The organism is Clostridium sp. 1001275B_160808_H3 (assembly GCF_015550425.1).
Taxonomy (GTDB): Bacteria; Bacillota; Clostridia; order Clostridiales; family Clostridiaceae; genus Clostridium.
Genome location: NZ_JADNAT010000006.1, coordinates 34,787 through 48,172 on the forward strand (window position 1 = coordinate 34,787; position 13,386 = coordinate 48,172).

Here is a 13,386-nt window from a genome sequence, read left to right on the forward strand (position 1 = left end):
ATTTAAACCGATGTTTTATATTATATGATATTTAATTACTTTTTTCAAATAATAGTATGTTTTAGAAGTTAATATAAGTAAATTTATGTAAATTTGTAATAACTTTTCAATTATGCTATAATATGATTATATAAATTATTAAACAATATATCTTTCAATTTTACTATTTTATTTAAAGAAGTTCATTACATAATTAATATCCTTTTAATTTTAATTAGGTAATTGTAATTGAAAAATATATTTTTAAGGAGGTTAATAAATGAAAAAAAGAATTTTAGCAATATTAATATCATTATCTATCCCTTTTTCAATGATTTCTTGTGGAGCAGAAGCAAATAGTAACAAAAATAATACAGCATCTAATATTAGTAATAATGAAGCTACTATAATCGATGAAGAAGATAATATTAATGATAATACTCAAAATGATATTAGTAATTCTAATGAAACAATAACTGATAATGCAAATATTTATTATTATGACGTTGTTACTGATAAAATAGTTTACATAAGTAAAACTATTGAAATTAAAGATAAGGCTGTAGCAACTGCTTTAGTTAAAGAATTAAAGAAAGCTCCAAGTGAAGAAATTGCAGCTTCTTTAAATAGTGATATTTCCTTAAACTCGGCTGAAGTTGATAGTACTAATGATATTATAAAACTAGATTTTTCATCTAATTTTGTTGAAGCTCAAAACTTAGGTTCTGGTCCTGAATCTAGCACTTTAACTGCTATTTGCAATACATTTGGTGATTATTTTAATGTAACTCAAGTAATCATAACTTTAGACGGAAAACCTTATACTTCTGGACATATTTCAATGAAAGATGGAGATATATTTAAGGTTAACTTAGATAATACATTTGAATTAACAAAATAAAACTTATGATTTTAAATAATTTAAAATAAATTATTTAATATTTCTTAACTATAATTATACCCTATAGAGTAATAATTTTAATACTCTATAGGGATTCTTTATTCTACTTATATTCAATTCCTCTAGTATAAAATAAATCATCAGAAATCGCTGCTATTCCTCTAACTTTACTTCCTCTCTTTAATCTTTCTTCCTTAATTGGATCTAAAGGATATGCATTACCATTAAACTTTAATAACCTAAAATCATCTCCATTACTATTTAGTAACTTTACTACTAAATCTCTATATCCATTTGTTTTATTTTCAGATATTATAATTGGATTTGTAGCATTACTTATCTTTGATAAAACATTATATTCATTATCTTTCTCCTCTAATATAACTAAAGTTGCACCTCTTTCAGTACAAAATTTAGGTCCTTCTAAATAAACTAAAATTTGATAACTATCATCATCTTTTAATTTTACTTTATTATATAAGTAATTTACCTTATCCTCATCTGGATTTAATGAAAATTCTTTTTCGATTATCCTTTCTATAGCTTCATCTTTAACTACTTCTGATTCTATGAATTCAACCTTTGAAAAATCTAAGTAATCTTTATTTAATTCATCCTTTGCCCTAACTAACAAATTTGGTGTCTTTTCACCTAGTATTCCTACAAAAGAATCTACCCTAGTAAAAGTAATACCTTCAAAAGTTAAAACATTGCTCATTACCCCAAGAATATCTTTTTCATTAGTTCCTATAATTTTTTGTGTAACCAAAAGATCGTATACTCCCCTTCTTAGTAAATCTATCGGACTTATTCCAGATAAAGCTAAAACTTTTCCTATTATTTTTTTCTTTAAAGTACCATTATTGTTATATAAACCATTTAAGTAATCTTTATCTCTTCCACTTATATCTATGGAATAGGTCATTCCCTTATCTATATCTATTACATCCACAGTATAGTTATCTTGATATATAACTTGATATGAATCAAGTTGATTATAATAATTTGTATCAAAAATCTTTATATCTTTATCTCCATCTAAATGATACATATTAGCGGTTATATATCCATTATTTCCTATATCTTCTATTGTAAATAATATTTCATTATCTTTTATATTTTTAAAATGCTCTAATACTATTCTAGGATTATATCCTTCTATTCCCCTTAAATCTATAGTTGTTATCTTTCCACTTTCTCCGTCAGAAATTATAATTTGCATATTATGGTAAATCGTATTTTTCCCAAGCCCTCTCTTATTGCCAACTAAGTAAATAATATCTGTATCTCTACTTCCTTTTACATCACCAACTATAGTCATTATAACTTCTCTCTGTCCATGTTTATTCACTTCATTTCTCTTTAAGTTTTTTAAATATATAGCCATAAAAACCTCTTTTATAATATTACTACATTATATAATATTATAATATTATAATTTGTGTTATTTATATTACAATTGTCTATGATGCATGGATCTAATATATTTATCTTTTATAATTATATTTTAGTTATTTTATAATGATAAATTATAAAAAAAAGATAGGCTACTCCTATCTTTAAAATATAGTATTTAAAATATTTTTATAATTAAATAAATTGCAACTAATTATTGGTAATTTCCTTATAATTAAAATTTTCCTTCTCCATCACAAACAGGACATATAAAACTTCCCTCACCATTACAGGTAATACATCGAGAATTAGGTAATTCTTCTGTTCCACAATCGCATTTTATTTTACCTGTTCCACTACAACTTATACATTCACTCATGTATTCTTCCTTATTAACCTTCATTTATATTCCTCCTTTGCTAGTTCTATCTATTAATTATTGTCTTAAATAATATTTTTATTCAAAATTTTTTTATATATAAAAAAATATGAAAGTAATAATATATTTATAAATATATTATTACTTTCATAAATAATTATGCTAAACAGAAATTTCACTCTTTATTTCTAAGGCATCTTTATTAACTTCTATAATTGGGTTTATATAATTTTCTATAAATTCTATAACTTGACTTGGTGCTCTACCTACAAAGTTAACTGGATTAATTATATTTTTTATTTCTTCTTCACTTAACATAAAACTATTATCTTTTATAATTCTTTCAATTAAATCATTATCTAAACCTTCACCTTTTACTCTTTGTGCAGCTGCCATTGAATGAATTCTAATTCTTTCATGAAGCTCTTGTCTATCTCCACCTCTTTTAACTGATTCCATCATTATATTTTCTGTGGCCATAAAAGGCAGCTCATTATTTACATGCGCTGTTATTACTTTTTCATATACAACCATATTTTCTGCAATGTTTATATATAAATTTAAAACTCCATCCAAAGCTAAGAAAGCTTCTGCTACAGCAATTCTTTTATTTGCTGAATCATCTAAAGTTCTTTCAAACCATTGAGTTGCAGCTGTTATTGCTGGATTTAGTGAATTAACTATTACATATCTTGCTAAGGATCCCATTCTTTCACTTCTCATAGGATTTCTTTTATAAGCCATAGCAGATGATCCTATTTGATTTTTTTCAAATGGTTCTTCAATTTCTTTCATACTTTGTAATAATCTTAAGTCATTACTAAATTTATAAGCACTTTGAGCAACTTCTGATAATCTATTTAATACTATAGAGTCTAATTTTCTAGGATATGTTTGACCAGTAACACCATAGCTTTTATCAAAGCCCATTTTTTTTGCTACTATATTATCTAATTCTTTAACCTTCTCTTCATCGTTATTGAATAAAGTCATAAAACTTGCTTGAGTACCTGTAGTTCCTTTTACTCCTCTTAATTTTAATGTTGATAGTAAAAAATCTATATTCTCTATGTCTAACACTAAATCTTGCATCCAAAGAGTTGCTCTTTTTCCTACAGTAGTTAATTGAGCAGGCTGAAAATGTGTAAATCCAAGGGTTGGCATATCTTTATATTTCATGGCAAAATTTGATAAATGATTTAATACTGTTACTATCTTCTTCTTAATCAATAGTAAAGCATCTCTCATAATAATTATGTCTGTATTATCACCTACATAACAACTAGTCGCTCCTAAATGTATTATTCCTTTTGCACTAGGGCATTGTAATCCATATGCATATACATGGCTCATAACATCATGTCTAACTTCTTTTTCTCTTTTTATTGCTTCATCATAATTAATATTATATATATTAGATTTTAGCTCATCTATTTGATCTTCAGTTATATTTAAACCTAATTCTTTTTCTCCTTCTGCTAATGCAACCCATAATTTTCTCCATGTTGAAAATTTCATATCTTCTGAGAATATAAAACTCATTTCTTTTGATGCATATCTTGAATTTAATGGTGAATCATATAAATCTCTCATCCTTAGATAACCTCCGAATAAATTTTTATTTTTTTACTTTATAATTCGTATTATAACATAACATAATTATTTTTTCAGTATTTTTAAAATAATTTTCAGCTATATTTTTATTATTTATTAATTCAGTTATATTTTTGTTATTTATTAATATATATATACTGTATTAATTCATAAGGAGGATAAATTATGTGTAAAATAAATCTCGTTGACAAAATATCTTTTATATTAGTATTAATTGGAGCAATAAATTGGGGCTTTATAGGCTTATTAAGTATAAACCTAGTTACTTTCCTTGTTGGTGGGTCAGTTTTATTACAAAGAATAGTTTATATCTTAGTATTTGCTGGAGCTATAGACTTGATTGTTTTAATATTTAAATGTAAATCTCTAAATTTATTTAGTTAACTACATACTATCATAAATATTAAGTTAAATAAAAAGTGGATATATATTATTACCTATTCTAACATTTCTTAAAGATTAACTAACTATTATATATGTTCACTTAGAACTAAAGTAATAAAAGTTAAAATGGATATATTTTTAGTATAATAGTACTAAAAGCTTTATATAATATCATTTTAAGATTTTAACCTTTACTATAAATAAAAAAAGTGCCTATTGGCACTTTTTTTATTAGTCTTCTAAGCTAGCTATTAAGTTAGAAATTTCTTCTACTGCTAAAGCTTCGTCATCTCCACTTGCTAAAACAGTTATAGCAGCTCCTTTAGTTACTCCTAAAGAAAGAACTCCTATTAAACTCTTAACGTTTGCTTTCTTTCCGTTAAATTCTATGCTTACATCTGATTTGAAAGATGAAGCTTTCTTCACTAATAAAGTTGCTGGTCTAGCATGTAAACCAGTTCCGTTGTTTACTACAACCTCTTTAGATACCATTAAACACACCTCTTTACATTAAATTTCAAATAGTTATCTATTTAACTATTACATTATATATGTAAATCAAAAAAAATTCAAGGCTTATGACACCTATTTTCCTTAATATGAAAAAGAACTACTATTATGTAGTCCTTTTCTTTATCTCCCCTAAAATAAATTCTCTCCCCAAATCAAATTCCAGAACTTACTATCTTGGTTGAACGATTAGTTTTATTGCTGTTCTCTCTTCACCATCTATTTCAATATCAGTGAATGCTGGAACACAAACAATATCTTTTCCGCTAGGGGCAACGAAGCCTCTTGCTATAGCAATTGCTTTTACGGCTTGATTTATAGCACCTGCTCCTACTGCTTGGATTTCTACTATATTTTTTTCTTTAATTATGGCAGCTAATGCACCTGCCACTGAATTTGGATTTGATTTTGTTGAAACTTTTAATACTTCCACTTTGTCTTTACCTCCTAGATAAAAATCGTTTACAATATATTGCAGAGTTTTTACTCTTGCAATATATATATTCTATAAGTTATTAAAAAATCCTCCTTTATTTTGAAAATTTTTTTATCTTTTTTTTCAAATTTCAACATAAAAAATAAAGTACACTTTGCATTGCAAAATGTACTTTATATTATTTAGCATAATCTACTGCTCTTGTTTCTCTTATAACATTAATTTTAATTTGACCTGGATATTCTAATTGTTCTTCTATACTTTTAGCTAAGTTTCTAGCTAATTCTACAGATCCAGCGTCATCTAACTGATCTGGTTTAACCATAATTCTAATCTCTCTACCAGCTTGAATTGCATATGACTTTTCTACACCTTCGTAAGAATTTGCAATTTCTTCAAGTTTCTCTAAACGCTTAATATAAGCTTCTAGAGTTTCTCTTCTAGCACCTGGTCTTGCTGCTGATATTGCATCAGCTGCTTGAACTAAAACGGCTTCTAGTGTTAACATTTCAACATCTCCATGATGCGCAGCTATAGCATTTGCTACAACTTGTGATTCTCCATATTTTTTAGCAAGATCTCCACCTATTACAGCATGACGACCTTCTTCTTCTTGTGTTGCTACTTTACCTATGTCATGTAATAAACCTGCTCTTTTAGCTAGATTTACATCTAAGCCTAATTCTGCAGCCATAACACCAGCTAAATATGAAACTTCAATAGAATGCTTTAACACATTTTGTCCATAACTAGTTCTATACTTTAGTCTACCAAGTAATTTGATTATTTCAGGATGAACACCATGAACACCAGTTTCTAGTGTTGCTTGTTCTCCTTCTTCTTTAATATCATTTTCTACATCTTTGGTAGCTCTTTCTACCATTTCCTCGATTCTAGCTGGATGAATTCTACCATCTACAATTAACTTTTCCAAAGCTATTTTAGCAATTTCTCTTCTAACTGGGTCGAAACTTGATAAAATAACTGCTTCTGGAGTATCATCTATTATTAAATCTACTCCTGTTAATGTTTCAAGAGTTCTGATATTTCTACCTTCTCTACCTATAATCCTACCCTTCATTTCATCATTAGGAAGGGCAACAACATGTACTGTTGATTCTGATACATGATCTGCTGCGCATCTTTGAATAGCAGTTGTTATAATTTCTCTAGCTTTTTTATCTGCTTCTTCCTTTGCTCTAGCTTCTATATCTTTGATCATTATAGCAGTTTCATGAGTTATTTCTCTTCTAACTTCTTCTAAAAGGATTTCTCTAGCTTCATCACTAGATAAAGTTGCTATTCTTTCAAGCTCCTCTCTTCTCTTAGAGTACAGTTCCTGTACATTTGCTTCCATTTCATCGATTTCTTGTAATCTTTTATTTAGAGCTTCTTCTTTCTTTTCTAAAAGATCACTTTTTTTGTCTAGGGATTCTTCTCTTTGAATTATTCTTCTTTCAAGTCTTTGAATTTCATTTCTTCTTTCTCTTGAATCCCTATCTAGATCATTTCTTAGTCTATGAACCTCTTCCTTTGCTTCTAAAATTGATTCCTTCTTAGTAGCTTCAGCTTCTCTTTTAGCATTTTCCAAAAGAGTTTCTGCTTCTTTTTCTAAGCCTTCTATCTTACTTTTAGAAGCTCTTTGTATAGCTTTATAAAGTAAAAAACCGAATACGATTAATACTATAATATCAACTATTATCCAAGTAAGAATATTATCCATAACAACACCTCCTCCATTCATATAAACTTATGTTTAACAGAAAATGTAGTAGGTATCATACTTAATCTAACTGATATTTGAAATATGATAAAACCAGTATTTGTTATTATTTTATCTTAAAATTAAAATTATGTCAAGTTTAGTTGTATAATTCACAAAGTAAATTTAATTGTTTACATCCTTATTGTTACGTAAATTTAAGTTGCTTTATCTTACTATTAAACAAGAAAGTCGATAATAATAATATAAAAATATTATTATTATCGACTTATATTATTAACATATTTAGCTAATTATATTCTAGTTACTACAAATTTTATTTTTCTTCCACATTATTATCTATAGCAACTTCCTTCATAAGAGGTAATTCATACTTCTCTCTTATTCTATTTTCTATTTCTAGAGCAATTTCTGGATTTTCCTTTAAGTATTGTTTTGCATTTTCTCTACCTTGACCTAATCTTACATCTCCATAAGAGAACCATGCTCCACTCTTTTGAACCATTCCTTCTTTAACACCTACATCAACTATATTACCAGTTCTTGATATACCTTCATTATACATTATATCAAATTCAGCTTGTTTAAATGGAGGTGCTACCTTATTTTTAATTACCTTAACTCTTGTTCTGTTTCCTACAACATTTTCACCTTGCTTTATTGAATCTATTCTTCTAACATCAAGTCTTACTGAAGAATAGAATTTTAACGCTCTTCCTCCTGTTGTAGTTTCAGGATTTCCAAACATAACACCAACTTTTTCTCTTAATTGGTTTATAAATATAGCTATACAGCCTGTTTTTTGTATAGTTCCTGTTAGCTTTCTTAAAGCTTGTGACATAAGTCTTGCTTGAAGTCCAACGTGAGAATCTCCCATTTCACCTTCTATTTCAGCTCTTGGTACTAATGCAGCAACTGAGTCAACTACTATAACATCTATTGCTCCAGAACGAACTAAAGCCTCAGCGATTTCAAGACCTTGTTCTCCTGTATCTGGTTGAGAAACTATAAGATTTTCTGTATCAACACCTAATCTTCTAGCATAACTTGGATCTAAAGCATGTTCTGCATCTATAAATGCAACTGCTCCTCCTAGCTTTTGTGCTTCAGCAGCAACATGTAATGCTACTGTTGTTTTACCTGAACTTTCCGGTCCATATATTTCTATAATTCTTCCTTTAGGTAATCCCCCTACACCTAAAGCTATATCTAAGTCAAGACACCCAGTTGAAATAGTCTCAATGTTTAATGCGCTATTTTCTCCTAGCTTCATTATGGATCCTTTACCAAATTGCTTTTCAATTTGACCCATTGCATTTTCTATAGCTTTTAACTTATCCATATCTATATTTCCCATATAGCACCTTCCTCTCTAAAACGAACATCTGTTCTATAAATAAATTATATATTATATGTTAACTATAGTCAACATATAATATATAATTTCATACTAATATCTTGCATATTAAAAGTTCCAACTTTGGAAGATGGAACTTTTATTTTTAATTATATCCTATTTATTTTATAATAAACTATTTATTAGTATTTATTATTTTTTTATTTTTACTAAAATAGTCAATTCCAGATACTATTGTCATCACAACAGCTAGTAATAATAAAAACTTTGGACCATATGTAATAATATTTCTAAATATATCACTTTCAACAACCAATGTTGTTAAATATTTTGAAGATCCTACATTAACTTGAATTAATAAAGCTATTATAGCTGTTATTTGAGTAACAGTTTTCACTTTTCCCCAAGTGCTTGCTGCAATTACTTTTCCTTCAGCAGCTGCAATTGTTCTAAGGCCTGAAACTGCAAATTCTCTTGCTATTATAACCACAGTTGCCCATGCTGGTATAAGCTGAAGCTCAACTAATGATATTAATGCAGCTGTAACTAAAAGCTTATCTGCAAGAGGATCCATAAATTTTCCAAAATTAGTTATTTGATTTCTACTCCTTGCAATATATCCATCCAATTGATCTGTTAAAGATGCAATTATAAATATAAACGTAGCTATGAAAGTACCATATGGAATATTTTTTACAGCAATAAATATTAAAAATAAAGGTACTAAAAATATTCTTAGCATTGTTAGCTTATTTGCTAAATTCATCGTATATCTCTCCTACTAAATCATACTCTAATGCTTCCTTAATTTTGACTTTTACAATATCACCTTTTTCAAGCTTTTGAGTTGTATTAACCAAAATATTTCCATCAATTTCAGGTGCCATTTCTGAACTTCTTCCAATGAAATATTTACCTTTTCTTCCTTCTATAATAGTATCATAAACTTTTGATATTTTCAATTTGTTTAATTCTTCTACTACATTTTTTTGAACCATCATTAGTTTTTCTTGTCTTTCTTCCTTTATTTTCTCTTCAATTTGATTTTCCATATTAGCTGCTGGAGTTCCTTCTTCTTTTGAGTATTTGAAAACACCAACGTTATCAAGTTTATAGTCCTTTAAAAAGTCACATAACTCATTAAAATCTTCTTCTGTTTCTCCAGGGAAACCAACTATAAGAGATGTTCTAAGAGCTATTTCTGGAATTCTTTTTCTTAATTTATCAATTATATTAGTTATTGTTTCTTTATTTGTTCTTCTTGCCATACGCTTCAAAATATTATTGCTTATATGTTGTATTGGTAAATCTAAATATTTTACAATCTTTGGATTTGTCGCCATTTCTTCAATTAACTCTTCTGTTATTTCTTCTGGATAACAATAAAGTAACCTTATCCATTCAACTCCATTAACATTAGAAATTTCACTAACTAATTCATGAAGTTTATTTTCTTTATATATATCCATTCCATAGTATGTTAAATCTTGAGCTATTAATATGATTTCCTTAACTCCATTTTTTACAAGAAGATTTACTTCTTCTAATATTGCTTCTTTGGATCTACTTCTAAATTTTCCCCTTATTTTAGGTATTATGCAATAAGTACAGTAATTATCACAGCCTTCTGCAATTCTAACATATGCAGTATATTTATCAGTAGTTAAAAGTCTTATTCCTTCATTTATATTTTCATCGCTATAATTTGTTGCAAGTAGCTTTCTTTCCCCTTTTATAAAATCTAAGATAAGCTTATGTAACTTCATATAGTCGTTAACACCCATAAGTATGTCAATTTCAGGCATAAGTTCTAATAATTCTTCACCATACCTTTGAGTTAAACATCCTGTGGCTATAAGCATCTTACATTTATATTTATTCTTGTATTCAGCCATTTCTAGTATTGTATCTATAGATTCTTGCTTTGCACTTTCTATAAATCCACACGTATTAACGATTATTATTTCAGCTTCCTTAGGATCATTAGTTATTTCATAAAATTTATTTATTGTTCCAAGTATAAGTTCAGAGTCAACTCTATTCTTATCACATCCTAAACTTACCATCCCAACTTTATATTTTTCCAAAGCTACTTCCTCCTATGTTCTATAAATTATTGCTCATTTGGCCTAAATATTATTTTAATGTAGAAAAATAATATTTACAAGTTTTTTTAATCTTCCATATTTAATTCTTCTTTTGAAACTAAAACTTGTCTTGGCCTGCTTCCATCTTTCTCTGAGATAATACCACGCTCTTCAAGTTCATCCATTATTCTTGAAGCTCTATTAAACCCTATTCTAAGCTTTCTTTGAAGGAATGATGTAGATGCTTGATTGTATTCTATAACAACTTTTATTGCTTCATCTAAAAGTTCATCACCACTCTCATTATCTCCAAAATTACCTGTATCTTTTGCTCCATTTTCTATATGTTCAATTATAGATTCTTCATAATCTACATTTGATTCTTCATCTTTTATAAAGCTAACAACCTTTTCTACTTCTTCTTCGGATATAAATGCTCCTTGAACTCTAATAGGTTTATTTTCCCCTATTGGACAATATAACATATCTCCTCTTCCAAGTAATTTTTCAGCACCTGTTGAATCTAATATAGTTCTAGAATCTATACCAGAAGAAACAGCAAATGAAATTCTAGATGGTATATTAGCTTTAATTACACCTGTAATTACATCTACAGAAGGTCTTTGAGTTGCAATTATTAAATGCATTCCTGCTGCTCTAGCCATTTGTGCTAATCTACATATATAATCTTCTACATCATTAGGGCAAGCCATCATTAAATCAGCAAGCTCATCTACTATCATAACTATATATGGTAGCTTTTCTTCAATTATTCCCTTTTCATAAAGAGCATTATAGCTTTCTATATTTCTTACTGATGAATCTGCAAATAATTTATATCTCTTATTCATTTCATTAACTGCCCAGTTTAATGCAGCTGCTGCCTTTTTAGGATCTGTAACTACTGGGATTAAAAGATGTGGTATTCCATTATATACACTAAGTTCTACTACTTTTGGATCAACCATTAATAATTTAACTTCATTTGGACTATATTTATATAACAAACTGACTATAAGCGTATTAATACATACTGATTTACCAGATCCAGTTGCCCCTGCAATTAACATATGAGGCATTGTAGATAAATCTCCTACTACGCATTTTCCTGCTATATCTTTTCCTAATGCAAAAGCCAATTTTTTATCTGATGTCCTAAATTCATTAGAGTCTAAAACTTCTCTTAGAAATACTGCTGTTTGCTTATTATTTGGAACCTCTATGCCTATTGCTGCTTTTCCTGGTATAGGAGCTTCCATTCTTACACCACTAGCTGCAAGTCCTAAAGCTATGTCATCTTGTAGATTTACTATTTTTGAAACTTTTACCCCAGGACTTGGTTGAATTTCAAATCTAGTTACTGAAGGTCCTTTAGTTACTTGAACTACCTTTGCATCTACTCCAAAATCATTAAGAATCCCCTCTAGCTTACCTGCATTTTCTATCAACTCTTTCTTATCCTCACTTTTAAGCTTCATCTTACTATTTATATTTAAAAGCTCTACAGATGGATGATTATAAATTTTTTCTTCCTTCTTTTCATCTGTTAAACTTTCTTCTATTTCTTTACTTACCACATCCTTAACTGTGTTATCTAATTTTTCTTTTTTCTTAATCTTTTCTTCTTTAACTGCTTTATTTACTGTATCATCTTGCTTTTCTTCATCAAAGACTTCTATATTAAAAGGATTATTTTTTTTATTTTCTTTTAACTCTTCAACTGAACTTTCAAGTGCTCCTTCATCTAAAGAAGAATTCTTCATAAAATCAAGAATTTTTATTTTATTATTTATTCCATTTATAAACTCTTCTCTTTCTCTTTCTTTCACCTTAGGAACAGCATCTATTAATGGAGTTTTTTCTTTTTCCATTTCTTTTTCTACATTAACTTTAGTCTTTATTTCCTTTCTTTTTGGTTTTATCTTTTGACTTTCCTCTTTAAAGAACATGATTATATCATATAAAGTTATATCAAATATTAATATTGTTCCTATTGCCCAAAATGCAACATATAATATATATGACCCTATATAACCTATAAGTTTCCCTAATGGATAAGAAATTAAATGTCCTACAAGTCCTCCATGTACTCCAGAAACCCTAACTACTTCTTGCCAAGTTTCATAAAATCCTTCTTTTGATTGCAATACATGAATACTACCAGTTGCACAACCTAATGTTATTGATGCTATAATTAGAGTAATACCAAAAAACCTTCTTGTTACTTTAATGCTTCCCTTCGAAACTATACTATGATACCCAAAATAAATTAAATATAATGGAAGTACAAAAGCACTTACTCCTATTAGTTTATATATTACTTGCCTTGATAAAATAGATAATGCTCCTGCCCAAGTTGTGTAAATTGCTATAGCTAATAAAATACCTATTGCTATATAAACTATTCCTTTAATATCTCCATTTTCTTTTACATCCTTTTTTTTATTTGTGTCCTTTTTGCTATTAGTATTTTTTGCTTTGACTCTAGACACACAATCACCTCGCAATTTTCCCACTTATTGTAAGTTAATTATTTACATAATATTATTATAAACTTTAATGAAAAAAAAGCAATTTAAATAACTGTCTATTATTTAAACTGCTTAAATTAATATAATATA

Annotated in this window: 12 protein-coding genes; 2 read left to right on the top strand and 10 right to left on the bottom strand. The window is 27.9% G+C overall.

All coding sequences use genetic code 11. From position 1 onward, the window contains the following. The first annotated feature begins 259 nt into the window (after positions 1 to 259). Positions 260 to 880 carry a GerMN domain-containing protein gene (locus I2A75_RS06040; RefSeq protein WP_195263583.1) on the top strand — a complete coding sequence of 207 codons (621 nt, stop codon included), beginning with the start codon at positions 260 to 262 and terminating at the stop codon, positions 878 to 880. Positions 881 to 983: 103 nt separating this feature from the next. Here the strand turns inward: I2A75_RS06040 and I2A75_RS06045 are convergent, their stop codons facing one another. From I2A75_RS06045 to purB, 3 genes are all read right to left on the bottom strand, one after another. Further along, positions 984 to 2,267 (bottom strand): hypothetical protein, encoded by a 1,284-nt coding sequence (locus I2A75_RS06045; RefSeq protein ID WP_195263584.1) that lies wholly within the window; start codon positions 2,265 to 2,267, stop codon positions 984 to 986. 243 nt (positions 2,268 to 2,510) lie between these two features. Beyond that, positions 2,511 to 2,678 carry a hypothetical protein gene (locus tag I2A75_RS06050; protein WP_195263585.1) on the bottom strand — a complete coding sequence of 56 codons (168 nt, stop codon included), beginning with the start codon at positions 2,676 to 2,678 and terminating at the stop codon, positions 2,511 to 2,513. Positions 2,679 to 2,816: 138 nt separating this feature from the next. Continuing rightward, positions 2,817 to 4,247, bottom strand: a complete 1,431-nt coding sequence (purB, locus tag I2A75_RS06055) for an adenylosuccinate lyase (RefSeq protein ID WP_195263586.1) — start codon at positions 4,245 to 4,247, stop codon at positions 2,817 to 2,819. Between the two features lie 186 nt (positions 4,248 to 4,433). Between purB and I2A75_RS06060 the strand changes: the two genes are divergently transcribed. Further along, on the top strand, positions 4,434 to 4,652 hold the full coding sequence (locus tag I2A75_RS06060) for a DUF378 domain-containing protein (RefSeq protein ID WP_195263587.1): 219 nt from the start codon (positions 4,434 to 4,436) through the stop codon (positions 4,650 to 4,652). Positions 4,653 to 4,883: 231 nt separating this feature from the next. Here the strand turns inward: I2A75_RS06060 and I2A75_RS06065 are convergent, their stop codons facing one another. The 7 genes from I2A75_RS06065 to I2A75_RS06095 form a co-directional block, all read right to left on the bottom strand. Then, positions 4,884 to 5,144 carry an HPr family phosphocarrier protein gene (locus I2A75_RS06065; protein ID WP_008678438.1) on the bottom strand — a complete coding sequence of 87 codons (261 nt, stop codon included), beginning with the start codon at positions 5,142 to 5,144 and terminating at the stop codon, positions 4,884 to 4,886. A gap of 190 nt (positions 5,145 to 5,334) precedes the next feature. Then, positions 5,335 to 5,595, bottom strand: coding sequence for a stage V sporulation protein S (locus tag I2A75_RS06070; RefSeq protein WP_016206312.1), 261 nt, complete (start codon positions 5,593 to 5,595; stop codon positions 5,335 to 5,337). A gap of 181 nt (positions 5,596 to 5,776) precedes the next feature. After that, positions 5,777 to 7,312 (bottom strand): ribonuclease Y, encoded by a 1,536-nt coding sequence (rny, locus tag I2A75_RS06075; protein ID WP_195263699.1) that lies wholly within the window; start codon positions 7,310 to 7,312, stop codon positions 5,777 to 5,779. Positions 7,313 to 7,637: 325 nt separating this feature from the next. Next, positions 7,638 to 8,678: a recombinase RecA gene (recA, locus tag I2A75_RS06080; protein WP_195263588.1), complete on the bottom strand. Its 1,041-nt coding sequence runs from the start codon at positions 8,676 to 8,678 to the stop codon at positions 7,638 to 7,640. Positions 8,679 to 8,853: 175 nt separating this feature from the next. Continuing rightward, complete coding sequence (gene pgsA, locus I2A75_RS06085; protein ID WP_195263589.1) at positions 8,854 to 9,444, bottom strand: CDP-diacylglycerol--glycerol-3-phosphate 3-phosphatidyltransferase; 591 nt, start codon at positions 9,442 to 9,444, stop codon at positions 8,854 to 8,856. Beyond that, positions 9,428 to 10,765, bottom strand: a complete 1,338-nt coding sequence (gene rimO / locus I2A75_RS06090; protein ID WP_195263590.1) for a 30S ribosomal protein S12 methylthiotransferase RimO — start codon at positions 10,763 to 10,765, stop codon at positions 9,428 to 9,430. The genes pgsA and rimO overlap by 17 nt, the downstream gene beginning before the upstream one ends. An 86-nt stretch (positions 10,766 to 10,851) precedes the next feature. Continuing rightward, positions 10,852 to 13,257, bottom strand: a complete 2,406-nt coding sequence (locus I2A75_RS06095) for a DNA translocase FtsK (protein ID WP_195263591.1) — start codon at positions 13,255 to 13,257, stop codon at positions 10,852 to 10,854. Positions 13,258 to 13,386 lie beyond the last annotated feature (129 nt).